Source organism: Saccharothrix sp. CB00851 (genome assembly GCF_001905065.1).
Taxonomy (GTDB): Bacteria; Actinomycetota; Actinomycetes; order Mycobacteriales; family Pseudonocardiaceae; genus Actinosynnema.
Window position 1 is genome coordinate 36383 of record NZ_LWLC01000028.1, and the last position, 25109, is coordinate 61491.

Consider the following 25109-nt stretch of genomic DNA (forward strand, 5'->3'; position numbering starts at 1 on the left):
CCGGAAAACGCCGCTCGCCTCTCCGCATCCGCATCACCTCCGAGTCCGCTTCGAACGGGGTGGCTGGGATTCCACATCCGTCGTGGTGACCAAGAGTGGCGTCAACCAGCAGTTTTGCGGTTGCGAGTAGCGACAAGTTGATCTGCGGAAAACGCAACTACGGCTACGCTGTGTGCCGGTATCGTGACCGGGTTGACAGGAATGCGACTGATGACGGTAGAAGGCGGTGGTGGCGGCGATGAAGTCGGAGGCGGTGCGCTACTGCGCGTGTGGCACCCGGCTGGCTCGGGACAACCGCACCTCCCGATGCGGACCGTGCGCCCGTGCCGGACGTCGCCACCAGACGGAACCGCCCGAGGTACCCGCCGAGTTCTGGAACCACCCCGGCCTTCGCGCCGCCCTCACAGCCCGCGACATCGGCGCCGTCATCCGCGCCTACCGCAAACACCCCCACCACGGACAACCCGTCCGACAAGCCACCGCCGCAACCTGGATCAACCTCTCCCCCACACGACTGAGCAGGATCGAAAACGGCGAACCCGTCAACGACCTCACCAAGCTCACCCACTGGGCCCAACTCCTCCGCATCCCCCACCACCTCCTCTGGTTCCAGATGCCCACCGAGCTACGTGATGACGTGGCGTGTGGGACACCAGCGGTTGGCCGTCAAGAATCACCAGACGATGCACTCTTGATGGACGACGCTGTTCAACGGGGCCCTCGGTCGATGGGGACACATCCAGCCAGCCCGGAGCAGGTCGACGTGCGGAGGCTGATGTCCACAGCAGCGCGACGCGCCGTCGACTTCGGCTCGGTGCTGGCGACCACAACGGCGGACAACCCAGATCTCGACTGGTTGGGAATTGCGCTAACGGAGTTGGCCACTGCCTACGTCCACACCCCTGCGGTGGACCTACTGGTCCGCATCGTCGATGTCCGCGACACCGCGTTCACCCTGATCCGGCGGGGCGTACGGCCCCGTCAACTCCGCGACGCCTACGTGGTCGCCGGCATCGGATGCCTGCTGCTGGCCTCCGCCTCGCAGAACCTCGGCGACCACGCCTCCGCCCGAACCCAGTTGCACACCGCCGAACGCTGCGCCGAAGCAGCCGACAGCGACGCCCTGCGCGTGTGGGCTCGTGGCAGCGCTGCCTTGGCCCTGGAATGGAGCTCCACGCCCGCTGCGGCGTTGCGATTCCTCGACTCCGCCCCACGGGAAGCGGTAGGGCCCCAGACCATGCGGCGCACCGTCGCCCTGGAAGCGCGGGCGAGCGCCCGAACAGGAAATGCCACGCGCGCCCGCGACGCGCTACGGCGCTTGGACGTGCTGGAGGCGCTACCCGAGCAAGACGACGAGGTCAACGCCTTCGGGGGCATCTTCACCTTCCCCCGAGCCAAGGAAACCTACTACCGGGCCGGGACCCACGACCTGCTCGGCGACGCCGCGTTGGCACGCCGCAACGCCGACACTGCGCTTGCGGCCTACGCTGCCGCACCTGAGCAGGAACGTTCCTACGGGGACGTCGCACTCGCCCGCATCGTGCTCACCCACAGCCACCTGCTCGATCGTGACCTCGACGCCGCCGCGTCGGCCCTGCAACCGCTGCGGCGACTCCGGCCCGCCGAACGCATCGCGCAACTGCCCTCGGCGGTCCACCGCACCCGCGGGTTGCTCACCGCAGTCGCAGGTGCTCGACGTGCTCACGAACTGCTCGACGACCTGCTCGCCGCACCCCCACCATTGAGGTCGCTAGATTCGAGGAGTGAGAGCACCGCACCCTGACGAGGAACCAACCGAACTCCTGGTGGAACGCGCCGCCCATGAACTCGGTCTGGACACCGACGGGCTACGGCTGCTGCATCAACACGCGACTGCGGTGTACCTGCTCCCTGCCACCGACGCCGTCGCCCGCGTTCACACCGGCGACCCGGCCGCCGCCGTGCGCTCGGTAACGATCGCCAACTGGCTGACCGATCAGGGCTTCCCCGCCACCACTCCACTACCGGGCAGCCGACCGATCACCTACGACAGACTCACAGTCAGCTTCTGGACCCACTACCAGCAAACCGACCCGCCTCCGCAGCCTGATCCGGCCGAACTCGGACGTCTTTTGCGGGAGTTGCACCGGCTGCCGCCACCACCGGTCATCCTGCCCGTCTACCGCCCATTGGCCTCCCTGCACGCCGTGATCAACACCTCAGTGTGCCTAACCCCCGATGACCGTGCCTGGCTCACCGATACGGCCGCAACCCTGTTGGCTGGTTACGCCGAACTCGACTTCCCTCTGGGCCACGGTCACCTACACGGCGACGCTTACCCCGGCAACCTGCTCCTCGACGCACGCACTGGCCAATGGCGGCTCGGGGACTGGGACGAAACCGCCGCCGGCCCGCGCGAACTCGACCTCGCCAACACCTACCAGGGCATTCGCATGGGCCGCACCACCGCCGAACTGGACCGCTTCGCCCAGGCGTACGGCTACGACCTGCGTGACTGGACTGGCCTGCCGACCCTGCGCAGCCTCCGAGACCTGCACACACTCGGCTCCTTCATCCGCCGCGCAGACCGCGGCGACAGCGAAGCCGCCGCCGTGCTCCGGCATCGCCTCCACGTACTACGACAGGGCGAGGCCACACTGACCTGGCACGGCGCTTGACGAGCGCCTCCCATTCAGCCGGAGTTGCCCACAGATTGCCCCACCGATCACATCCGTCTCCACCGGCCGGTCGGAGAGAAGCCGGCTTGGGCCCGGCCACGACCGGCGTTGATACGGGACGTTCGCCAAAGTACGGAAATTAGGCGGCTGAGCGCAGTAGCCGAACTTCGTGGTGAAGTTGCCGCACGTCGCTGGTACCACCGTGCCGTCCGGTCACCTCCTCCAGCGGTTTGAGGTGGTCGAGCAGCCTGGTTGACTGGATGACCCGCACGGCGTCGAGGGCTTGGGTGCCGAGCTCGACGCCGGTGGCAAGATCGCCTTCGGCGAGGGTGCAGGTGGCCAGCCAGGCGAGGTTGAACGCGCGTTGGCGCACGCGGTTGGCGGGTGCTTCGTCGAGTGCTCGCTGAAGACGTTCAATGGCGAGTGCACGGTGCGCCGCGTCGGTGAGCCCGAGGCGGCTGTGGATGCGAGCGGCGCTGGTCTGCAAGGCGGCGGGATCGAAGAACCTCAGGAACTCCTGGTGCTGGTCGTCGGTGGCGTGGGCGTACTCGTCCTCGGCGCGGCGCAGGGCGGTCATGGCCTGCCGAGTGTCTCCAAGGTGGGCGTAGGCCAGCGCTTCATGGGTGAGCAGCAGGGAGACCGCGATCGAGGAATGCGAGTCCTGTGCGGCGATCTGGCCCAGCTGGAACAGCTTGAGCGCTTCGGCCGGGTCGTCGTTGTCCAGAGGAACACGTCCCAGGTGGTAGAGCACGATCGCGGTGTGGGCCGCGTTGCCAGCGTCCTGGGTGTCGCGAACGGCCTGGCCAAGCCACCGACGGGCATCGCCTTCCAGGCCGAGATCATGCGCGGTCCACCCGGCCAGCGTCTTGGCCTCCGCAATCGCCGACAGCAGGCCAGCCCGGACACCGTCGGCGGCCGAGGCATTCAGCAACGACTCCGTCCAACGGGCGTGGGCGAGGATGGCGTCGCGGCAGGAACCCCCGCCGTGCGCGGCGTCGTAGGAACGCAGTGCCGCGGTCAAGGCCCGCACCTGAAGTACGTCGGTCGCGCCCACGTGCTCAGGGACCGGCGTGGCGGTCCTTCCCACGGCGAGCAGGTCCAACTCGGGTTGCGTGAGCGCCGCCCCCATGACGATCTTGCTGACCAGGCCGAGGAAGCCGCGACGTTCGAGCATGAAGTCGTCCTTCGTGCGGTGGAGACCGGATGAGGCCGCCGCGCCTTGGACCGCCTCGTCGGTATACGCCAGACCCATGAAACCCCGAGGAACACCCAGGCCGTCGGCGATGCGCTCCAGCACGTCGTATGCCTGGACCTGGCGGCCGTTGGTGATGGCCGAGACCTCGGACTGTCCCTGCCCCGTGCAGGCGGCGATCTGCCGCTGGGACACCCCAAACCGGCGTAAGAGCTGGTAAACCCGGCCGATGTCACGACGGGCGAGCGCCTCGCGCATCTCGCGGCCGTGCCAGACGACCGGGTCGATCGGCCGGTCACCGCCGGTGACGTTCATGGGCCCTCCGCAACTGTCCATCGCCACGGTAGCGGGCAGCCGCAGCCGATGTACCGCTGTGATCAGTCAAGCCGATCAGTCCCGCTGATCAGCGGGCGATCAGCGATGCACGACACCTGTTCGTCTTCCACCGACCCACAGACGTACGGCACCGTCAAGCACGTACCGCTTGGCCTGCTCTGATCCTTCACGCGGAGGTGGACGCCGTGGTCACCGCGACCCTGCACCCGAACGACGCACTGCTGCTGCCCACCGGGCGCGACATAACCCTGCGCAGCGGCCACCGACGACTGCCCACCACGGCGCCGGTCATCGTGGACCTGTAGCCGTCATGGCCGACCCGTGGCGCGCGATCGTCGCACTGCCCGTGGCTGTGAACAGCCCGCTGGGCCGGGCAGGTAGCGCCGTTGACGCCGTCACTGCTCACCTGCCACCGCCCGCGGACCACGCACCCTGCGCGATGTGTCGTGATCAGCCGTGGCCCTGCGGCCCGTTCGACACCGCGTCCCGCGAACTGGCGGCACTGGGCATCCCCGTCGGGTACCTCGTGCCGTTGGACCTGCACCCGGTTCTGTGGCCGCCCGCTCCAGGGACCTTCGACCAGCCGACCGTGGACATGCCAGGAGCCACCGATGGATGAAGTCCTCGCCGCCAGCCTGCACGGCGGCATCACCGATCACCTGGACCACCTCGAACGCCTGCTTGCCCTCGGCGACGAGGACACCCAGGCGTCGATCCTGGCCGGCGAGCTGCCGAAGCTGATGGCGACCGTGCGTGATCTGATCAAGCAACACCGGCCCGATTTCCAGGGTCGCTGCTCCTGCCGTCCCTGGTGGCGACGCGGTCGCACCCCGAGCTGTCGGATCTTGGGCCACCGCCCACCGGCACCTGATCGCCGTCGAGCCGGCCGCGCTCCCGACCGACGCGGCTCGACACGCCACCCCCGCCGACCAGGCCACGGGCGCACTGTCGGCGGGCAGCTAGAGGTGGGGGAACGTTCCTCGGCGTTCCCCCACCTCCCGGACCACCGCAACGCCGGTTGCGGAAGACGCAAGTTCCAGCGGCGAGGACCCGGTAAGACAGCCACGGGCACCACCACACCACTTGATGACAGAGAGTTACCGCACCAGTACGGTTCGACAGCCACAGGCAACTAAGGCACGAACTCGCCGACCACGACCGTTCAACCGCAAGGAGTGCCAGCCCATGAGGGCCCACAGGATCGACCACCCGACGACACCGCAGGCCAGCCCGCAGGTGACGATGCGGTCCCACCACGTGCAGGCGGCGCGCCGATGACCATGCCCGACGACACCGCCGCGAACCCGGACAACCTGCGCCGAGGAATGCTCGACGAACTGTGGGCGCTCAAGGCGTTGCACACCCACGCGGTGGCCGAGGCGTTCGCCGCGGTCCCACGACACCTGTTCGCCCCGGAGGCCGCACCGGAGCAGGCGTATGCGGCCAACAAGTCCGTGGTGACCAAACGCGGCCCCGACGGTGCGGCATTGAGCAGCGTCTCCGCGCCCGCGATCCAGGCGGCGATGCTGGAGCAAGCCGACCTGCGTCCCGGGATGCGGGTGCTGGAGATCGGCTCCGGCGGCTACAACGCCGCGCTGATCGCCGAGATTGTCGGCCCGACCGGGTACGTGGTGTCGGTCGACATCGACGGCGATGTCGTCGAGCGCGCCCGGCGCCTGCTGGCCGAGGCCGGTTACCCGGCGGTGCGGGTAGTGCATGGCGACGCCGAGCACCCCATCGTCGACGAGGAACGGTTCGACCGCATCATCGTCACCGTCGGTGCCTGGGACCTGCCGCCCGCGTGGCGGGAGCAGCTGGTCGAGGGCGGCCGGATCGTGGTGCCGCTGCTGATGCGCGGGACCACCCGCACCGTGGCGCTGGACGAGGTCGAAGGCATCCTGGTGGATCGTGACCACCAGCGGGCCGGGTTCGTGGCGATGCAGGGCCTGGGTGCGCACGAGGAGACGTTCCTGTCCCTCGCCGAGGGCGAGCAGGTCGGCCTACGCATCGACGGCCCGGCCGACACCGATCCGGTGGCACTCGCCGACGCGCTGCGCGGCGCCCGGACTGAGGCGTGGTCGGGGGTCGAGGTCGGCGGTACGGAGCCGTTCGACGACCTGGACCTGTTCCTGGCCACCCGGCCCGGACGGTTCGGACTGCTCCAGGCGCTGAAGCCCGCCGTCGACGCCAAGTTGGTGAGCGGCTGGGCGCGATGGGGTGCGCCCACGCGTTACAGCGACACCGGCTTCGCCTACCGGGTCACCCGCCGCGTTCCCGACACCGACCGCGCCGAGTTCGGCGTCTTCGCGCATGGCCCCGACGCCGCGCAGCTGGCGGACCAGATCGTGGCCGACATCCGCACCTGGGACCGGGAACACCGCCACAGCGGGCACCGCGCCAACATCACCGTTTACCCCGCCGCGACCCCGGACGAGGCGCTGCCCTCGGGGTTCGTCATGGACCGCCGCCACACCCGCGTGGTCGTCACCTGGCCCACCAGCGCTGACCACGCAGACCACACCGCCGCCACACGCGGCTGAAGAAAGGGAAACCGGCATGACAACCATGCTCGAACCAGGTACCGCCCCGGTCACCGGAGATCCGTTCGACCTCGACATCGAGGTCGTGCCCACCCGAACCACGGCACAGCCCGGCCAGGTGTGGAACTCCGGCACCAACTGCCACACCGACGACGGGTGCGGGCAGACCTGCGAGAGCGCCTGTTCGAACAGCTGCACCGACGGCGGATGACCATGTCCGCACCCACCGCTGCCACGCCGAGGTTCCGGGTCGTCGACGCCGCCATGGTGCGGATCGCCTCCCGCCCGGCGGACGGGCATCTCCACACCAGCCCACCGCCGGAGGACGCCGACCCGGCGGCATGGCAGCGGTGGGCGCGGCATGTTGCCGACGACGTCGACTTCATCGCCGCGGTCCAGCTGGCCAGCCCGTCGCTGGCCGAGCAGATCGCCAAGGTCGTCGCCGGAGCACGGCTTCGCCCCGCCCGCTACCTACGGCTGGGCGAGGCCGTGCTGCGCTACCGATCCCGCATGACCCGAGCCACTCCGTTGGGTCTGTTCGCCGGCATCGCTCCCGCCCGCTTCGGCACCGACCACCGATTGCCGGATCTGGACATGACACGGCACACCATCCGCGTCGGCGCCGAGTGGCTGCACGCGGCCGTGACTGTGCTGGAGGGAACCTCGGAGCTGCTGCTGCGGGCCAGCGTGGCGCTGGACAACACGGCATTCGTCCGCGACGACCGCTTGGTCCTGCCACATGCCCGCCGCGCCACCGGCCAATGGGTGCCCGGCGCATCGACCTCGCCGCGCCAGCCCCACCGAGATCGGGACGACCTGGAGGACGAACCCGCCGCTGAGGTCACCATCCGCTACACCGCAGCGGTGCGCCTGGTGCACCAGCTCACGGCGACACCCGTCTCCACGGCACAGCTGCTTAACGCCTTGCATGACAGGTTTCCCGACACCGCTCCGACCCGGATTACGGCTCTGGTCTCCAGCCTGGTCGAGGCGGGCTTTCTGCGCAGTGACCTGCGTGCACCGATGACCGTCACCGACCCGCTCGGCCACCTCGTCGACAGGCTGGCCGCCTACGACGCCCACAACATCGAGCCCATCACCGACCTGGTCGACGAACTGCGTGCCGTCCACCACCTCATCCGAGCCGACTTCAACCACGCCGCTGCCCGGTCCCGCACCACGACGGCGGCGATCACCGACAGGATGCGGAACCTGACACCGGTGACCCGGCCGCTCGGGATCGACCTGAGCTTCGGCGGCACGCTGGTGCTGCCCGAGATCGTGGCACGCGAGGCCGAGACCGCAGCAGGCACGCTCACTCGCCTGGCACCACCCGGATCGCCGAGGCTGCGCGCCTACCACCAAGCCTTCATCGAACGCTACGGCCCCGGCGCGGTGGTGCCGCTGACAGAGGTGATCGACACCGAGCGTGGATTGGGTTGGCCCGACGGCCACCACGACACCGCCGACCACAAGCCCCGTCCTGTGCCCTTTCGGGAGGATCGTGAGGCAGCACTGCTGACGCTGGCCTGGACCGCCGCGCGCGACCACGCCACCGAAGTCGTCCTCGACGAGGACACCCTTGCCCGCCTGGCCACCGACCCGACCGGATCGGCGATGCCGCCGCCGGCCCACCTGGAGTTGGGCTTCCGCCTGCACGCGGCCGACCACCACGCGCTGTCCCAGGGTCGGTTCCGGCTGGTCGTGTTCACCGCCTCGCGCGCCGCCGCGACGATGACCGGCCGCTTCCTGGACTTGCTCGACCCAGTCGACCATGACCGCATGACCGACGCCTACCGCGGTCTACCCACCACCGTCGCTGACGCCCTACCGGTCCAACTGTCCTGCCCGCCGCTGTACGCGACCACCCACGACATCGCCCGCAGCCCAGCCGTACTGCCCGACGTCCTGCACCTCGGTGAACACCCACCGGCCGCGACCGCGCCGCGCAGCGTGCCCTTGGCCGATCTCGCCCTGCATGGCGGCAGCCGCCGCCTGCACCTGATCTCGTTGTCACAGCGCCGCGCCGTGCACCCTCACCTGCTCAACGCGGTCGAGCTCACCCGCCGCGCCCACCCGCTCGTGCGGCTGCTGTGTGACCTGGAAGCAGGACAGACCGCGCTGCCCGGCCCGTTCCCGTGGGGCGCGGCGCGTCACCTGCCGTTCCTGCCCCGCGTCCGCGACGGCCGCACCATCCTGTCCCCGGCCCGATGGAAACTCACCACCGCAGACCTCCCCGGACCCGAGGAGCCGTTCATCCGATGGGCCGCCGCAGTCGAGGTCTGGCGCGACCGCAATCACGTGCCAGACCTCGTGCTGATCGGCACCGGGGACCGGCAACTACGCCTGACGCTGACCGACGAGAACCATCTGCGGCTGCTGCGCGCCGACCTGCACCGCCGCACCACCCTGACCCTGGCCGAAGCGCCCACCACCACGGAGTTGGCCTGGATGGCGGGACGCATGCACGAGATCATCGTGCCCCTGGCTCGCGACACCCCACCTGTGCCCGCACCACGACTGCGTGGCGTGGCGGTCACCCGACGCGACCACGCCCACGTACCCGGTCACGGCGACTGGCTCTACCTCAAGCTCTACACCCGCCCCGACCGGCACCACGGCATCCTGCGCGACCACCTGCCCAACCTGCTCGCATCCTGGTCCGCTCCACCGCACTGGTGGTTCCTGCCCTACCGCGATCCCGACGACCACCTTCGGCTGCGCTTGGCACCCGCCATCGACACCACCTCGTCCACCACGAGCGCATCCGAAGCAGGCTGGCAGGCACAGGCGATGGCTTGGGTCGGGCGCTGGAGCGCCGATCTACGCCGCCGCGGCCTGATCAGCCGGATCCAGCTCGACACCTACCTGCCCGAGGTCGGGCGCTTCGGCGACGGCGCACTTCTGGCTGCCGCCGAAGCAGTGTTCGTCGCCGACTCCGCTTACGTCCTGCACCAGGGCAACACCGCCGGTGTGGAGCGGGACGCGGCCGTCGCCGCCGGCCTGGTGGACCTGGTCGTAGCCTTCCTTGGTGATCCGGCCGCCGCCACCCGCTGGTTGGTCGACCGCCTCGACCACACCACCACCCCACCCCCGCCACGCACCACCCTGCGTCGCGCACGCGAGCTGGCCACCTCCAGCCTCGACCACCTCACCACACCGGTCCGCCAGGACGACGATCTCGTGATCCGCCGACGCCGACACGCCTTGGCCTTCTACGCTGACCTGCGCCGCAGCGCCGATGTCGACACGGACGCCGTCCTGCCTGCCTTGTTGCACCTGCACTGCGTCCGCAGCCTCGGTCTGGACCGCGACGCCGAACGACTCGCCCACCGTCTGGCCCGCGCCGTCGCCCTGGGCCACCGCGCCCGCATCAGGAGCAGCTCGTGAGCACCGCGTCCACCCAACCACCGCACACCCCGACCCACGATCACCGCCTCGCTGTCCCCGAGGCGTTGGCGGCGCTGGCCGCCGATGTGGCCGACCAATTCGCCGACCCCGCTGGGTGGCTTGCTGACACGATGGATACGGCCAGCGCCTCGTCGCTGGCCGACGGCGCCGCCGGCATCGCGCTGCTGCACTTGGCCCGCGCCCGCAGCGGCCACGGCGACCCAGCCCTGGCTCACGCCTGGCTGGCCTGCGCCGCGGCCAGCGGGGTCGCGGCTGATGAGCACAGCGGCCTGTTCCACGGCGCACCCGCACTGGCCTTCGCCCTCCACACCGCCGCAGACACCCCGGGCGCGTACGCCCGCGCCCTGAACACCCTCGACACCGCCGTACTAGATCTCACCCGGCGACGCCTCGACGCCGCCCACCATCGCATCAACCAACGTCAACGCCCAGGCTTCGCCGAGTACGACGTGCTGCGCGGCCTCACCGGACTGGGCGCCCACCACCTACGCCGCCACCCGGACCACCCCGTCACTGCCGACGTACTGGCCTACCTCGTGCGCCTGACCCTCCCGCTGGTACGCGACGACGACCTGCCAGGCTGGTGGACCCACCACGGCCCCGACCGCCGACACCCCGAACAACACCCCGACGGCCACGCCAATCTCGGCATGGCCCACGGCATCACCGGCCCCCTCGCTCTGCTCGCGATGGCCACCCGCCAGGACATCGTCGTCGACGGCCAACTCGATGCCATCAACCGAATCTGCACCTGGCTCGACGCCTGGCGCCAAGGCGGCGCCACCGGCTCCTACTGGCCTGAAATCCTCACCCTGGACGAGCACCGCACCGGCCGCTCCCGCCATTCGACCCCACGCCGCCCGTCCTGGTGCTATGGCACACCCGGCATCGCCCGCGCCCAACAACTCGCCGCGGTCGCCACCCACGACACTCGACGCCGCCAAGTCGCTGAAACTGCACTCCTCGCCTGTCTGCGTGACTCTGCCCAGACATCACGCATCACAGAACCCGGCCTGTGCCACGGCCTCGGAGGGTTCCTCGCGGTCCTTATCCGCGCAGCCGATGACGCCACGGATCCTCGCCTGACCAATGCACTCGCCGACTACGTGGCAAAAATCGGCCCTGAGGACTGGGCAGCCGAGACCCCACGAGGACTTCTCGACGGCATTAGCGGCCTCGCGCTGGCCTTGCACGCTCTCGTCGATCCCCGAAGCGACACCATCTGGGACCGCTGTCTGTTGATCGCGTAACCAGTTCCGCAATAGTCATCGAGATCGCGACGATCACACACTCGCACCCTACGACGAAACCTTTGAAGCAGATCGAACAAACGAGTCGTCACCGGCTCGCATCGGTCTGGCGCTCCTTGTTGACGTCGTCGACTACCGGACCCGACGGAACCGCACTCCGTTCGGTCTCGGGCAAATATGGTTTTGCCGAGGTGTGATGTGAAGCGCCAGGTCGCTTCACGGATGTGGCGACACAAGGGAATGCGGGAATGCCTTCATGTTCACGCCATGACGCGTCGCAGGTTGCGCATGTCGGCCAGCACCAGTTCGGGTAAGCGGGCTGTGGAGTGCGTGGGATGACGACCGATTCACCACAAAGGGTGGAGCCGGTGTCACCTGGCACGAGCGTGTCGTCGAGGGCGTGACGGTATCCATCGTGTGGAAACCATCGGAATGCGCGCGTACCCACAGTGGACCTCCAAGTACCGACGACGAAGCATCGAGAAATCATCGCGTCGTTGGAATTCGATGTCTGCTGCAATGCCGTGGGTCCATGAACGCTCTGTTCGGTGCGGCAGTCAACGGTCCTTGGCCGATAATGACGTAAGCGGACCGGGACGTGTGACCTCGATAGCGCTGTGTGTCTGCAGGTGCGGGCCGCCGGACAGTTCAGCCTGCGGTGACTGTCGTTGGATTCCCCGCGATGAACCGCGGCGCGCCACAAGCGGAAGCTGCCTGCACGACCGGCTCACGATCGCAGACGGATCGACGCCGTCGACCCATCCGGTTGTCCGTGATCGAGCGCGGGCTGTCTCGTGGCGATAGGCTCCCTGGCGGGGTGCCTGGCTTGGCCCGACCTTCGATCGGGGGTGACGGAGCGTTGGCAACAGACTGGCTGTTGATCGAGACCTTCGGTGGCCACCGCCGCGAACCGACGGTGATAGCTGTCGGAAGCAGCCCGAGGAACATGGTTCCGCTACGCGCGATCCTCGGTCGCGGCCCCTTCCTCGCGGATGTTCTCCCCCTGATTGCGCGAGTGGTTGAAACCGGATCACCGGCAGAGGCCGCCACCACAACGGGAAAGCGCCGGGTAGTCGGCCATCCCGTGAAAACGTACGGTGGCCGTGTCCACGGCGTGCACGCGTGGGTGGGCAAAGTTAACGAGGAGCCACCGGCCCGGAATCCCACAGGCGCATGGCACATTAATATCACGAGGCACATCAGCAGCAGGTCGGATGACCTACTCCGCCTCTACGGAACAAAAGCCGAGAACTGGAGAAACGAACACGACCTGGCGGAGCTTTTCGCCTACGGACGACTGCAAACAAATTCAGACGAGTCGAAGGCACTCGCCCTGCTCGTCAACGCGACGGTCGGATCGGAGCACCATGCGACGTGGACGGTGAAACGAGACGACGGAGTGCGCCGTGCCGCGCATTTTGCCTGCCGGTGTGTCGAGGCACCTACTGCCAGAGGCGAGATCGAGCTGATAGTCCGGGGAATTACACACGACATCGGCCCGGCGGAGAGTGTACCGACGGCGCCGCCCTCGACGCCGGTACTGCTGGCTCAGCAGGTTGTGGCAGCGGAGGCGACGCCTGGTCGGTGGCGTGCGATTGTGGATCTGCGCACGATGCGGCTGCTGCGATGGCTCGATGACCCGTTGCCAGGGATCGCCTGGAAGCTCGACACGCCCCACAGGCCAGGCATCCACCGACAGGATCTCGTTACTGCGGTCGGAATGTCCAACGCACTTGCCGCCAGCGGTCGCGCACGCGGTTCACTGCGCCTCCGTGCGGAGGATGGCGAGTGGATTCGGGTGACCGCCACTGCGGCACTCATGCTGCTTGACCAACACACCACCGCAGCTATGGTGACTCTCACCATGCCCGACGGCGACAAGGTCGAATAAGACCGCCGCGAACCTAGGGACGACTTTCTCCGGGCAGTGTTTCGACGGAAGGTTAGGGTGACGATGAGCTTCGACGGCAAGGTCGCCGTGATCACTGGCGCGGGCTCGGGGATCGGGAGGGCACTGGCTGTCGAACTGTCGCGACGAGGCGCGCATGTGGCGTTGTCCGACCAGGACGGTGCAGCCGTGGCGGATACCGCACGTCATTGCGAACGGGCCGGGGTGCGCGTGCGGGCCGAGACGGTCGACGTGACCGACTGGGCTGCCATGCAGCACTTCGCGACGGCGGTCGACGGCGAGTTCGGCGGGGTCGACGCCGTGTTCGCGGTCGCCGGGATCATCCACCGCGGCAGCCTCCTTGACTCCGACATTTCGGACTTCGAGCGGGTCATGGCCGTGAACTGGCGAGGTACGGTGCATACCGTCAAGGCGTTCCTCCCCTACGTTGTCACCTCGACGAGCGGCCACATCGTGACCTTCTCCAGCGCCTTCGGCTTGATAGCCACCCCGAAATACAGTGCCTACAATTCGTCAAAGTTCGCCGTTCGCGGGTTCACCGAATCACTGCGGCAGGAGATGGCCCTTGCCCGGCACCCTGTTTCGGTGACATGCGTGTACCCAGGTGGTGTTCGAACCTCGATCGTCCGCAACGGCCTCTTCGCAGCCAGCGAGAACCGGGACGCCGCAACGACGAACTTCGAAACGCGAGTCGCGCGCACCGAGCCGGAGCAGGCGGCAGTGATCATTCTGCGCGGGGTCGAGCGCCGACGGGCGCGCGTCCTGGTCGGGTCCGACGCACGTCTGGTAGCGGCGCTCGCGCATGTTGCGGGCGCCTTCTACCAGAACTTGATGCCGGCGGCGGACCGCTTGCTGAGGCTGCGCAAGGGCGCACGCCGCAGGTGACGAGAACTGCCGGTAACGGGCCGCAGCGGTTGACGTGACCGGCGTCACTGCCTAGCCTGGGCTAATCGGCGTGTGCCGGTTGGGTTGGCTCTGTCGCCATCGAGCTGATCCCTGAACTGCAGTGGTGAGGCCAGCTGTGCGGGCGGCCTCCGGCATGATCGGGGATCAGCGTGTCTTGGCGAACGTCACTTTCCAGTAGTCATCGTGATAGGCCCTGTGGCGCGTTGCTGCGCTGGTCGCGGCACGTGTTCGCTTCAGTGGTGAAGGAGGACGGCAAGCACTCCTCGGCGCGGTGCTGGATGTGCGGCACCTCGGTCGACGGCAGGTGGGCGCTCGACGACCGCACCGGGCTGTTGACCTGGCGCAGTTGGCAGGATGCCGCCACCCAAGCACTCGCACGAATGAGCGGTCCGAGGCAGGGTGCCTTGCTGTTCATCGATCTCAACCGGTTCAAAGTGATCAACGACCGGTACGGGCACCTCGCCGGTGACATGGTGCTCGCGGCCGTGGCCGACGTGCTGCGCTCGGCGACGCGCCATGGTGACTTGATCGGCAGGTACGGGGGCGATGAGTTCGTCGTGCTGCTCACCCGCTGCGGTGTCACGGACGCACGAGAGGTTGCGCAGCGCATCGCGAGAGGGATCCGGGAGCTGGTCGTGGCAGTGACCACCGTGAACGGAGTGGCGGCGGCACACGTGGCTGGGCTGTCGGCATCAATCGGTGTTGCCCTCACCGACGCCGCACCGGTACTTGGAGAGCTGGTGCTGGCTGCCGATGCCGCGCTGCTGGCATCCAAAGAGGACGGAGGTCAGGCAGAGGCATGTGCGGTGGGATCACGGCGGGGTGACGATCGATGACTGATACCGGTGGGCGTGGAACTCTGATGAGGGACGAAGCGAGCTCGTTCGCGGCCTTGCACGAGGTGTTCAGGCTGCTTGGGGGGAAGTGGGACGCTGCGATTTTTTCAGCGTTGGCAGAAGGCCCGCTTCACTGGAGCGAAATACGGACGAAGATTCAAAGCTACCGCAAGATGAGCCAGAATGATGCCGGCTCGACGTTGCACGACAGTATTCTCTCACGCGCACTGCAGCGCATGCAGCGCGATGGACTTGTCATCCGTGTCGAGCAAGCGGCTGTCTTTCCGCGCTCGGTTACCTACGCTCTCACGCCGACTGCAAAGTGCTTGATCGAAAAGCTCACCCCTGTTGCCGACTGGGCAATGAGCCAGATCCAACCGGGCGGTTACAAATGCGGACTACCGCATCCGCCCCGAGCCCGGGCCACGCAAGGCCCGCCTTCTGGCGGCCAGCTATTCCGGAAAGCTGACAACTAGGAGTGCGCCCAGTAGCAGGAAAGGGCCTAACGGCAGGACCGAGTCACGTGTCAGGCGACCCATCGCTCGCAGCACGAACCAACCGAGAGCCGCAGCGAGCCATCCCAGCATGGTGCCCGCGGCGAGCTCCGCCCAGCCGAGCCAGCCGAGCGCGAGTCCGAGCAGGCCACCGAGCTTGACGTCTCCCGCTCCGAGCCCTCCGCTGGTGAGCAGCGCGATGCCGAGGTAAAGCACGGCGACGATTGTCATGCCTGCCAGCGCTTGAAGCAGGCTGGACATCTGCGTGTTCACGATGGCTGATGCCGGCAATAGCGATCCGACGGCGGCGATGGTCGGCAACAGCAGTCGGCTCGGCAGACGTCGTTCCAGAGTGTCTACTGCCCCGAGCGGGACCCCGCCGGCAGCGAGCGCGCTGAAGGGGAGCAGATCGAATCGCTCACCGAGCCGCCATGCGAGGATGGCGAATGCGGCTGCCGTGAGTGCGGCAAGAGTCCATGCCAGGAAAAGCGTTGCAGTGGGTCGTAGACCGAGTAGCTGTCGAGTCGGAATAGCGAGGAGCGCGCCTACCAACAGTCCGACACCGGCCCACAGCGGCAGGAGGACACCGTTCACTGCGAACTCCTCGTTCAGCTGCGTCGTGTAGCACGCACAACACTGTTCCTCCTTGGGGCTTCGATACTTCCACTCGCACCGCCCGACAGGATCTCAATCGGACCGACGTTAACGCGAAAGAGTGAACGCCGCGCCTGACGCCTCATACTGACTTCAAAGTCAGTTCCTTACTCACGTTGACGTGAGTACCGGGTCGCGGGGTAGACCTAGCAGTGGTGCTTCACGTGGTTCATACGGTCCAGATGCGAAGCGGGGTGTGCTGTGGCACTCATTCAGATCATCGCCACACCAAGTGGCCGGGTCCGACTGGCTTTCGTTGCCGGTGCGGCGGTGCTCGGGCTCGTCTCCTGTAGCCAGCAGGACACGAACCGCCCCATGACCAGCGCCGGGCCGACTTTGCCGTCAGCCGGCTTCACCGCACCGCAAAGCCCTGCGGACACCGCAAAGCTCCACGCACTCGCGGCCTACCGAGGCATGTGGGAGGGCTTCGTCGCGGCCGCGGCGACCTCGGACTGGCAGTCACCCGAGTTGGGCCGGTACGCGACAGGACTCGCGCTGTCGACTTTGTCCCGCGGCCTGTACGCGGATCACTACAACGGGCTCGTCAGCAAGGGCTCGCCGACCCACGACGCACAGGTGTCCTCGGTGGAGCCGCCTGCAGACCCTGTCAAGGTGATCGTCAGTGATTGCAGTGACTCCACCAACGCACTGAAGTATCGCGCCGACAACGGGCAGCCAGCCGACGACGGTGTCGGCGGTCGCCGACTCATCAAAGCGACCGTGGAGAAGCAGTCTGACGGATCGTGGAAGGTATCGGACTTCGGTGTGCAAGGAGTCGGGACATGTTGACTTTCGAACGCGCATGCGTTGCCGCCAGCCTCGCCCTGGCGATGGTGTTGGCGAGTTCGGTACCTGCCTTCGCCGATATCTACGGCAACGTGGACTGCTTCCAGAGTCCGACACCGGACTGCCAGCTCGACGCGGGCACGTCCGGCCAGGACGGCAACCAGGCAGGCGATGCCCACAAGCCCGGTCACACTGGCTCGGGAGACGACTCGACCGCCGGCGAACCCGAGTGTCGGCATGTGCAGGTCGACTATCAACCATCAGACGGTCAGCCTCAGGAACCTGGTGGCTGGTTCATGGTGTTGTGCTCGCCGGATGGCAAGGATCCGCTGTCCCACGGTCCTGTGTGGGTGCCTGGTGATGGTGCGCAACCGGCGCTGTCGCCGGAGCAGGTGGCCTCCATCGCGCGCAACCGTTTGCGGTTGCCTTCGGTCGTGATCGCGGCCAACCCCGTCGAAATGCAGTTGGTCAACCTGCCGACGTGGTTGTGGTTGAGCGGTGGTTGGCAGGAGGTGTCGGCGATCGCGTCGGTTCCGGGTGTGTCGGTGACGGTAGTCGCGGCTCCGACGTCGGTGACGTGGTCGATGGGTGACGGCTCGACCGTGACCTGCACGGGTGCGGGAACGTCGTACAAGGCAGGCGCAGATCCCAAGGCGCCGTCGCCGGACTGCGGACACGTCTACCGCCGTTCGTCGGCGAGTCAGCCGGGGCAGGCGTACCCGGTGACGGCGACCGTGCACTGGACGGTGACCTGGTCGGGTGCGGGTCAGGGCGGGACGTTCCCGGACATGACCACGACGGGCAACGTGACCTTCCGCGTGGCGGAGTCGCAGGCGCTCAACAACGGCGGCGGCTGACCAACACCACTGTCTCGTGGCGCGGCATCCCCACATAGCCCACAAAGCGATGGCCACCTGTTCCGCTCGCTGACGATCCTCTGGCGACGCGGCGCACTACCCCCATGCCTTTTGGAGGTACCGGCGTGAGTACCGACACCACGATCCAGCCCGATGCCAACCGAGCCGCGAGTGCGGCCACCGGGCCCTGGGCCAACGACGGCAAGAAGTCTTTCGCCTCGCGGTTGCGCACCACAGGACGTCGCCGCAGCATGCCGTACCTGCTGCTCGGCATGCTGCTCGTCCTGGCCTGTGTGGGCGGCTTCGTGCTGATCTCGCTGAACTCCGGAGATCGGCAAGCCGTGCTCGCGCTGGCCCGCGGCGTGCAGGTCGGGCACGTGCTGACCACGCAGGACCTGCGGCAGGTCAACGTCGCGGTCGATCCCGGCGTCGCGGTCGTCGGCGCGGACCAGGCGGTCACCGTGGTCGGCAGGCTGATGGCCACCAGCTTGTCGGCCGGGGCGCTGCTCACCCCGGACGCCCTCGGCGGCGCCGCGCTGCCCACGAACGGGCAGGCCATCGCCGCCCTCGCCCTGAAGCCGGGCCAGGTCCCTGCGGAAGTCGGTCCGGGAGCGCGGGTGTCGGTGGTGTTCGTGCCCGGCCAGGCCGGAACCGCGACCAGTCCGCCCGCCGATGGAGGCATGGTCTGGCCTGCGGTGGTGACCAGTGTGACCACCCCGGCGAACGACCAGAACACCGTGGTCTCGGTGCAGCTGTCCGAGGCAGCTGCACGCCAGGTCGCCGCGGTGCCGGCCGGTCAGTTGTCGATCGTGATGCTCTCCGCTGGAGGTCGCTGATGTTGGTCTCGGTCCTGTCCCTGAAGGGCTCACCGGGCGCCACCACGCTGGCCGTGGCCTTGGCCGCCCGCTGGCCCGCTCCGGCACGCGCTCTGGTGGTCGAGGCCGATCCTTCCGGTGGCGATCTCGGCTTGCGGTTCTCGCTGTCCTCGACACCGGGCCTGGTGAGCCTGGCCGCCGCCGCGCGCCGAGGCGGCGACGCCGACCTGGTGTGGCGGCACACCCAGCAGCTTCCCGGCGGCCTGCCGGTGATCTCCGCCCCACCCGATGCCGACCAGGCCCGCGCGGCGCTGTCGGCCTTGGCTCCCGACCCAACCAGCGGCCTGGGTGTGCTGCGGGCGGCGGCCAACCAGCCGGGCACGGTGGTCATCGTCGACTGCGGGCGCGTGGACCCCGGCTCGCCCGCTCTGCCGATCGTGCGTGCTTCCGACGCGGTTGTGCTGCTGTCGCGGGCTCACGCCGACGACCTCGCGCATCTGCCGCGCCGGCTGCCCACGGTCGGCCGGTGGAGCCCGAACCCGGTGCTGCTGCTGGTGGGCGAGGGCTATTCCACCGCCGAGGTCACCCGCGAACTCGGCGTGCCGCCGCTGGGGCGCGTGCCCGACGACCCGAACGGCGCGGCCGTGCTGTGCGGACGGCCCAACATGCTGCGCCGGGGGCGCAGCGGCCCCGCGCATTCGGCGCTCGGCCGCTTCGCTCACCGCGTCGCCACCGAACTGGCCACCCGCGAGCGCACACCGGCCGCCCGAACTCAGCCCCGGCCCCCTGAGCCGCTGACGCAGATCCCGGTCCTGCGCTCGGTTCCGGGTGTGCCACCCGGCGCGGTCTCGTCCAACGGTGTCCGCGTCGCACCCAGCCCCGCCACCGACCACCGCGAGCAGCAGGGAGGGCAGGCGTCGTGACGTACCCGACCAACCAGTACCCGGCACCGGTGCCGCTGCGCCCCCACCAGCCGTCCGGCGCGGCCCCGTTCGGCAGCGCCGCACCTGGCCCCGACGCTGGTGTGCCGCCGCTGGGTTGGAGCACCGACGAGGACACGGCTGACCTGTCGGCCGCTACGACGCGGCTGCGGCAGCACCTGCGGGAGCGGTTGAACGCCGAGCTTCCGCAGCGGGTGGCCGATCAGCAGGACCGCACCGGGACGACCGCCACCCGCGAGGCCCGGCGCGAGCTGGCGCGCGGCATCCTCGACGAGGCGCTGCGCGTGCACACCGAGAACGAGCTGGCCGCGGGCCGGCAGCTGCTGCCCCGCGAGGTCGAGCAGCGTGTCGTCGGGGAGGTCGTCAACGAGCTGTTCGGCATGGCCGGACTGCAGCCGCTGCTGGACGACCCGACCGTGGAGACGATCAACGCCAACCGCTTCGACCGGGTGTTCGTCCAGTACAACGACGGCCGCCGCGCCCAGGTCGCCCCGATCGCGGGCTCGAACGAGGAACTCACCGACCTGGTCCGGCTGCTCGCCGCCCGCGCCAGCAGCCAGGAGCGGCGGTTCGACCAGGGCTCCCCGGCGGTCAACCTCCAGCTCCCCGGCGGAGAGCGGTTGTTCGCCGTGATGGGCCTGACCGCAGGCGGGGTCACGGCGCTGTCGATCCGCCGCCACGGCTACCTCACCGTCACCCTGCCCGAACTCCGACGCCGAGGCACCCTGGACCCCGGCCTGGAGGCGTTCCTGCGAGCCCTGGTCAAGGCCCGCAAGAACGTCCTGATCACCGGCGGCACCGGCGCGGGCAAGACCACCCTGCTGCGCGCACTCGCCAGCGAAATGGACCCGCTGGAGCGCATCGTCACCATCGAGGACGCCTTCGAACTCGGCCTGGACCACGACCCGGACATCCACGCCGACGTGACCGCCTTCCAAGCCCGCGAACCCAACGTCGAAGGCGAAGGTGCCATCAGCCAGGCCGAGCTGGTGCGGTGGGGCCTGCGGATGAGCCCGGACCGGGTGATCGTCGGCGAGATCCGCGGCCCCGAGGTCATCCCGATGTGCAACGCGATGTCTCAGGGCAACGACGGCTCGATGGCCACCCTGCACGCCTCGTCCTCGCGGATCGCGTTCACCCGGCTGGCCTCCTATGCCGCCCAGGGCGTCGAGCGGCTACCGCTGGAGGCCACCAACCTGCTGGTCGCCTCCGCGGTGCACTTCGTGGTGCACCTGGCCCGCGCCACCGACCGCCGCACCCGCGTGGTGTCCTCGATCCGCGAGGTCGTCGGCGCCGACGGCCCGCAGGTCATCTCCAACGAGGTCTACCGCCCCGGCCCCGACCGCCGCGCCCGCCCCGCCGCCGGAGCACTGCGCAGCGACACCCTCGACGACCTGGCCGACGTCGGCTTCGACCCCGGTGTAATGGAGAACCCCGAGGGCTGGTGGGGACCGTGAACATCACCTTGAGCCCCACCACGGCCACCGCGGCGCTGCTCGGCGTCGGCACCGGGCTCGGCCTGCTGCTGATGGTCCTCGGCTGGCGCGGACCCGACCGACGGCGCCACCGCCGCACCCGGACCCGCGCGGCCGGAACCGTCGACCAGCACCGCAGCCTGCGGATCGCGCTCGCCGTGACCGCCGGGGTGGTAACCGGGCTGCTCACCGGCTGGGTCGTCGGCGCCGTCCTAGCCGGGCTCGCCGCCTGGGCACTGCCCAGGGTGCTCGGCCGCGACCCCGAGCACGCCCGCCGAGTCGCACGGATCGAGGCCGTGGCCACTTGGACCGAGATGCTGCGCGACACCCTGTCAGCCGCCGCCGGGCTCGAGCAGGCCATCCTCGCCACAGCGCCGCTGGCGCCCACGGCCATCCGCGGCGAGGTCGGCGAGCTCGCCGCCGGGATCGAGAACGGCGACCGGCTCGCGCCCGCCCTACGTCGCCTGGGTGAACGCCTGGACGACCCGGTCGGCGACCTGGTCATCGCCGCCCTGCTGCTGGCCGCCGAACAACAGACCCGCCAGCTCGCCGAACTGCTCGGCTCGCTGGCCGACGCCGCCCGCGGTCAAGCCTCGATGCGGATGCGCGTTGAGGCCGGACGCGCCCGCACCCGCACCTCGGTGCGCGTCATCGTCGGCACCACCCTGGCCTTCGCCGTCGCCGTGGTCCTGCTCAACCGCGACTACATGGGCGCCTACGACAGCGCCGCCGGGCAGATCGTGCTCCTGGGCATCGGAGCGCTCTTCGCCGCCGGGTTCGCGTGGCTCAACCGCATCGCCCGCGTCGCCCAGCCCGACCGCTTCCTCTCCACCGCCGACCAGGACCCGGCAACCAGCCCGGCACAGGGTCTCGTCACCGCGAGGCAGGAGTGAACGCCATGATCACCTACATCGCCCTGGGAATCGGATCCGGGATCGGCCTGTGGGCCTTGGCGGTCTACCTGTTCCCGCCACGACCGGCCCTCGGCGCGGTCCTGGCCCACGCCACCGCCCCACCCGCTCCGCCACCCATCCTCGCCACCGACGACACCGGCTGGGCCGCCCGACTCGGCCGACCCGCCGTCGCACCGTTGCGCGCGCTCGGGCTCCCCGGCCCACGCCTGGCCAAGGACCTGGCGGTCATCGGCCGCTCGACCTCGACCCACCTGGCGGAGAAAGCCACCCTCACCGTCGCTGGACTGTTGTTGCCCGTCCTGTTGACCGTGGTCCTCACCGTGGCCGGTCTCGGTCCCGGTTTCGAATTCCCGATCATCGCCGGACTCGTCCTGGCGGCCGTCGGGTTCGTCCTGCCGGACCTGCAAGCCCGCTCCGAAGCCGCCAAGCTGCGCACCGGGTTCCGCCACGCGCTCTCGGCCTACCTGGACCTGGTGTGGATCACCCTGGCCGGGGGAGCCGGGGTCGACAGCGCGCTGGGCGACTCGGTCAACATCGGACGGGGATGGGCGTTCGAGCAGATCCGCCGCGCCCTGGACACCGCCCGCCTCACCCGCACGACCCCGTGGGCGACCCTGCGCCAGCTCGGCGAGGAACTCGACGTCACCGAACTCGCCGAACTCGCCGCCTCGGTCAGCCTGGCCGGCACCGAGGGCGCCAAGGTCCGCACCTCCCTGGCCGCCAAGGCCGCAGCGCTGCGCACCCACCAGATCACCGAGGCCGAAGGCGACGCCCAAGCCGCCACCGAACGCATGAGCCTGCCGGTGATGGCGCTGTTCCTCGGGTTCCTGGCCTTCATCGCCTACCCCGCGCTCACGCAGGTCCTCAATGGACTGTGACATCTCACGCGGACAACAACCGAACCTGAACGACAAGGGAGGACAACACGATGCGCACACAAGTGGAGGCATTGTGGACAGTGGTACAAGCACGGTGGGAGGAACTGCGCCGCCAGCCGGAAGCCGGGTACTCGACCGAAACCGTCCTCGTGACCGCGCTGCTCGTGGTGGCCGCGCTCGCGGTCATCGCGATCGTCATCGCGAAGGTCACCGAGAAGGCCAACGGCATCACCATGTGATTCCCATGAACCACAGGCACAGCAAGCGGCCACCAGCGACCCGCGCCCGATGGGGCCGAGTCCGCCGAGCGCTGCGCGGTGATCGTGGCTCGGTCAGCGCGGAGCTGGTCATCGCGACCCCGCTGTTGTTGCTGTTGCTGCTGGCGATCGTGCAGTTCGCGCTGTGGTCGCACGCCACTCACATCGCCCAAGCCGCCGCCTCACAGGGGCTCGCGGTGGCACGGTCCCAGAACGGGACAGCCGCGGCCGGCACGTCCAGCGCGCAGCAACTGCTCGACCAGCTCGCGAGCGGCCCGCTCACCGGCTCCACCGTCACCTCCGACCGGACAGCGGACTCGGCGTCGGTGCGGGTCAGCGGGACCGCGACCTCGGTCGTGCCGTTCCTGAGCCTGCCCGTGCACGCCGAGGCCGCCGGGCCCGTCGAACGCTTCGTCCCCGACCTGGCAGGCGGGTGACCGCGATGACACCGCAGACGGAGCCATTGCGGGCGACGACGCCGCTCCGTGCGCCCGTCACGGCCCCACGACGGCGTCACGGCGGCGTGCGTCCCGGTCGGCGGGGTTGGGCGGCCTGGTGGCGTGCCGATGACGGCTCCGTGGCCGCCGAAGTCACCATCGCCGCGCCCTTCTTGGTGATGCTGCTGGTGTTCGTCGGGGTGGTGATCCACCGAGGGGTGGACGCCCGCATCCGCATCGACGACGCCGCCCACCAAGCGGCCCGCGCCGCCAGCATCGAACGCATCCCGACGGCCGCGACCGCCGCGGCCCAGTCGACCGCCGCGAGCGCACTGTCCTCAGCGGGCGTGGTGTGCGCGTCCCTGTCGGTGAGCACGTCGACCGGCGGCCTGCGTCCCGGCGGCACGGTCAGCGTGACCGTGTCCTGCGCCGTCGACTTCGGCGACGCGCTCATCCTCGGCGTACCTGGGGGCAAGACCTTGTCGGCCACGTCGGTCGAGCCTGTGGACCTGTGGCGTTCGACCCTGAACACCGGGAGCCAGACATGACCCGCCGAGGCCGCCACTCGCGGCGCAGCTGGTGGGCGACCTGGTGGCGCACGCGGTTGCGGTGGTGGCGCGCGGACGAGGGCCGGGTGACCGCGTTCGTCCTGGCGCTGACGGTCGGCATCCTGGCGTTGGCCGGCCTGACCTTGGACGGTGGCCTCGCACTGGCCGCCAAGGTGCGGGCCAACGGCCAGGCCGAGGCCGCCGCCCGCGCCGGGGCCCAGGCCATCGACCTGTCCGCCTACCGCGGCAACGGCACCCTGCAACTCGTGCCCGCTCAGGCCGTCGCCAACGCCCAGGCGCATCTGGCCGCCGAGGGCGCGACCGGCACGGTGACCGTGTCCGGCGACACCGTCACGGTCACGGTGACCGCCTCGCAGACCACCCAGCTGCTCGGGCTGGTCGGCATCGGATCGCTCCAAGTGCACGGGCAGGGCAGCGCACACCTGCAGCGCGGGGTGACCGCGATCGACCCATGACCACACCGTCGCCCGCCGTGAACACGACATCGCAGAGAAAGGGAAGCAGCATGGCAACGCCCGAGGAGATCCGCCAACGCGTCGAGCAGGCCGACACCGCCCGCAGCGCACGGCGGGCTGCCGCCGCGCAGCAGGTCGGCGAACTCGCCCAACGCCGGACCGCCATCGCCGAGCAACTGGAGGACATCGAGCGCCAACTCGGCGACGTCCTCGCCGCCGCCCAGGACGTCATCGACGTGGACGAACTGGCCGAGTTCACCGACTTGAAGGTCGCTGACATCACCCATTGGCTCGCCGGTCGCAAGACCGCTCGCACCAAGCGCAGGAAGCCCACACCGATCCTGCCCGGTACGCAGGGCGACGTGAGCCGAGGAACCTCCGCGTCAAGAACATCCACGGCTGGCCAGGAACTCTCGCCGCACGAGCATGCCGTGGTTCCGATGTCACCTCGGGGAGGTTCGAGCGTGTCGTCGCTCAGGTGACCTGACCGCATCCGCCCCCAACCGCATCCGTCACGGCAGTTGAGCAGCACGTCCCATC

The 25109-nt window shown here is 69.1% G+C and carries 25 protein-coding genes; 22 read left to right on the forward strand and 3 right to left on the reverse strand.

Going from position 1 to position 25109, the window contains the following annotated elements:
- The first annotated feature begins 238 nt into the window (after positions 1 to 238).
- A complete protein-coding gene (locus A6A25_RS26235; RefSeq protein WP_143193424.1) occupies positions 239 to 1783 on the forward strand; it encodes a hypothetical protein in 1545 nt (514 codons plus the stop codon).
- 22 nt (positions 1784 to 1805) lie between these two features.
- Positions 1806 to 2657 carry a phosphotransferase family protein gene (locus tag A6A25_RS26240; protein ID WP_158073826.1) on the forward strand — a complete coding sequence of 284 codons (852 nt, stop codon included), beginning with the start codon at positions 1806 to 1808 and terminating at the stop codon, positions 2655 to 2657.
- A gap of 139 nt (positions 2658 to 2796) precedes the next feature.
- Here the strand turns inward: A6A25_RS26240 and A6A25_RS26245 are convergent, their stop codons facing one another.
- Positions 2797 to 4164 carry a helix-turn-helix domain-containing protein gene (locus tag A6A25_RS26245; protein ID WP_073894403.1) on the reverse strand — a complete coding sequence of 456 codons (1368 nt, stop codon included), beginning with the start codon at positions 4162 to 4164 and terminating at the stop codon, positions 2797 to 2799.
- Positions 4165 to 5459: 1295 nt separating this feature from the next.
- Here A6A25_RS26245 and fxlM point away from each other — a divergent pair.
- The 4 genes from fxlM to A6A25_RS26265 are packed head-to-tail and all read left to right on the forward strand — an operon-like array spanning position 5460 to position 11386.
- Positions 5460 to 6725, forward strand: coding sequence for a methyltransferase, FxLD system (gene fxlM / locus A6A25_RS26250; protein ID WP_073894406.1), 1266 nt, complete (start codon positions 5460 to 5462; stop codon positions 6723 to 6725).
- Positions 6726 to 6741: 16 nt separating this feature from the next.
- Positions 6742 to 6936 (forward strand): FxLD family lanthipeptide, encoded by a 195-nt coding sequence (locus tag A6A25_RS26255; RefSeq protein ID WP_143193426.1) that lies wholly within the window; start codon positions 6742 to 6744, stop codon positions 6934 to 6936.
- A complete protein-coding gene (locus A6A25_RS26260; RefSeq protein WP_083668688.1) occupies positions 6933 to 10115 on the forward strand; it encodes a lantibiotic dehydratase in 3183 nt (1060 codons plus the stop codon). The genes A6A25_RS26255 and A6A25_RS26260 overlap by 4 nt, the downstream gene beginning before the upstream one ends.
- Positions 10112 to 11386 carry a lanthionine synthetase C family protein gene (locus A6A25_RS26265; RefSeq protein WP_073894414.1) on the forward strand — a complete coding sequence of 425 codons (1275 nt, stop codon included), beginning with the start codon at positions 10112 to 10114 and terminating at the stop codon, positions 11384 to 11386. The genes A6A25_RS26260 and A6A25_RS26265 overlap by 4 nt, the downstream gene beginning before the upstream one ends.
- Positions 11387 to 11474: 88 nt before the next feature.
- Here A6A25_RS26265 and A6A25_RS26270 read toward each other — a convergent pair whose 3' ends face one another.
- Entirely contained in the window at positions 11475 to 11876 is a 402-nt protein-coding gene (locus tag A6A25_RS26270) for a zinc finger protein (RefSeq protein ID WP_083668689.1), read from the reverse strand.
- 369 nt (positions 11877 to 12245) lie between these two features.
- Between A6A25_RS26270 and A6A25_RS43365 the strand changes: the two genes are divergently transcribed.
- From A6A25_RS43365 to A6A25_RS26290, 4 genes are all read left to right on the forward strand, one after another.
- Positions 12246 to 13277 (forward strand): GAF domain-containing protein, encoded by a 1032-nt coding sequence (locus A6A25_RS43365; RefSeq protein WP_073894420.1) that lies wholly within the window; start codon positions 12246 to 12248, stop codon positions 13275 to 13277.
- A 63-nt stretch (positions 13278 to 13340) separates the two neighbouring features.
- Positions 13341 to 14180 (forward strand): SDR family NAD(P)-dependent oxidoreductase, encoded by an 840-nt coding sequence (locus A6A25_RS26280; protein ID WP_073894538.1) that lies wholly within the window; start codon positions 13341 to 13343, stop codon positions 14178 to 14180.
- Between the two features lie 260 nt (positions 14181 to 14440).
- A complete protein-coding gene (locus A6A25_RS26285) occupies positions 14441 to 15037 on the forward strand; it encodes a GGDEF domain-containing protein (RefSeq protein ID WP_143193427.1) in 597 nt (198 codons plus the stop codon).
- Positions 15038 to 15063: 26 nt separating this feature from the next.
- Entirely contained in the window at positions 15064 to 15513 is a 450-nt protein-coding gene (locus tag A6A25_RS26290; protein ID WP_073894426.1) for a winged helix-turn-helix transcriptional regulator, read from the forward strand.
- On the opposite strand, the gene A6A25_RS26295 is transcribed toward A6A25_RS26290, so the two are convergent.
- On the reverse strand, positions 15490 to 16125 hold the full coding sequence (locus tag A6A25_RS26295) for a prepilin peptidase (RefSeq protein WP_083668691.1): 636 nt from the start codon (positions 16123 to 16125) through the stop codon (positions 15490 to 15492). The genes A6A25_RS26290 and A6A25_RS26295 overlap by 24 nt on opposite strands.
- Positions 16126 to 16386: 261 nt before the next feature.
- Here A6A25_RS26295 and A6A25_RS45785 point away from each other — a divergent pair, with 261 nt between their 5' ends.
- The 12 genes from A6A25_RS45785 to A6A25_RS44895 all read left to right on the forward strand — a co-directional run bounded on the left by A6A25_RS45785 (position 16387) and on the right by A6A25_RS44895 (position 25051).
- Positions 16387 to 16974: a hypothetical protein gene (locus A6A25_RS45785; RefSeq protein ID WP_241828924.1), complete on the forward strand. Its 588-nt coding sequence runs from the start codon at positions 16387 to 16389 to the stop codon at positions 16972 to 16974.
- Positions 16968 to 17828 (forward strand): hypothetical protein, encoded by an 861-nt coding sequence (locus tag A6A25_RS26305; RefSeq protein ID WP_073894428.1) that lies wholly within the window; start codon positions 16968 to 16970, stop codon positions 17826 to 17828. Before A6A25_RS45785 ends, A6A25_RS26305 begins: the two co-directional genes overlap by 7 nt.
- Positions 17829 to 17953: 125 nt before the next feature.
- Positions 17954 to 18664, forward strand: coding sequence for a hypothetical protein (locus A6A25_RS26310; protein WP_073894431.1), 711 nt, complete (start codon positions 17954 to 17956; stop codon positions 18662 to 18664).
- A complete protein-coding gene (locus A6A25_RS26315; RefSeq protein WP_073894434.1) occupies positions 18664 to 19566 on the forward strand; it encodes a MinD/ParA family ATP-binding protein in 903 nt (300 codons plus the stop codon). The genes A6A25_RS26310 and A6A25_RS26315 overlap by 1 nt, the downstream gene beginning before the upstream one ends.
- Positions 19567 to 19667: 101 nt before the next feature.
- Positions 19668 to 21041, forward strand: coding sequence for a CpaF family protein (locus A6A25_RS26320; RefSeq protein ID WP_380733843.1), 1374 nt, complete (start codon positions 19668 to 19670; stop codon positions 21039 to 21041).
- Entirely contained in the window at positions 21029 to 21952 is a 924-nt protein-coding gene (locus A6A25_RS26325) for a type II secretion system F family protein (protein ID WP_073894439.1), read from the forward strand. Before A6A25_RS26320 ends, A6A25_RS26325 begins: the two co-directional genes overlap by 13 nt.
- Before the next feature lie 5 nt (positions 21953 to 21957).
- The gene (locus A6A25_RS26330; protein ID WP_073894442.1) at positions 21958 to 22851 is read left to right on the forward strand and encodes a type II secretion system F family protein; all 894 of its coding nucleotides are present in this window, start codon (positions 21958 to 21960) and stop codon (positions 22849 to 22851) included.
- A gap of 50 nt (positions 22852 to 22901) precedes the next feature.
- Positions 22902 to 23090, forward strand: a complete 189-nt coding sequence (locus A6A25_RS26335) for a hypothetical protein (protein ID WP_054044579.1) — start codon at positions 22902 to 22904, stop codon at positions 23088 to 23090.
- Between the two features lie 5 nt (positions 23091 to 23095).
- Complete coding sequence (locus A6A25_RS26340; protein WP_073894444.1) at positions 23096 to 23545, forward strand: TadE/TadG family type IV pilus assembly protein; 450 nt, start codon at positions 23096 to 23098, stop codon at positions 23543 to 23545.
- Positions 23546 to 23685: 140 nt separating this feature from the next.
- Positions 23686 to 24093: a pilus assembly protein TadE gene (locus A6A25_RS26345; protein ID WP_274534341.1), complete on the forward strand. Its 408-nt coding sequence runs from the start codon at positions 23686 to 23688 to the stop codon at positions 24091 to 24093.
- A gap of 86 nt (positions 24094 to 24179) precedes the next feature.
- Positions 24180 to 24569: a hypothetical protein gene (locus tag A6A25_RS26350; protein WP_073894547.1), complete on the forward strand. Its 390-nt coding sequence runs from the start codon at positions 24180 to 24182 to the stop codon at positions 24567 to 24569.
- Positions 24566 to 25051 (forward strand): hypothetical protein, encoded by a 486-nt coding sequence (locus A6A25_RS44895; protein WP_198932869.1) that lies wholly within the window; start codon positions 24566 to 24568, stop codon positions 25049 to 25051. The genes A6A25_RS26350 and A6A25_RS44895 overlap by 4 nt, the downstream gene beginning before the upstream one ends.
- Positions 25052 to 25109: the final 58 nt, after the last annotated feature.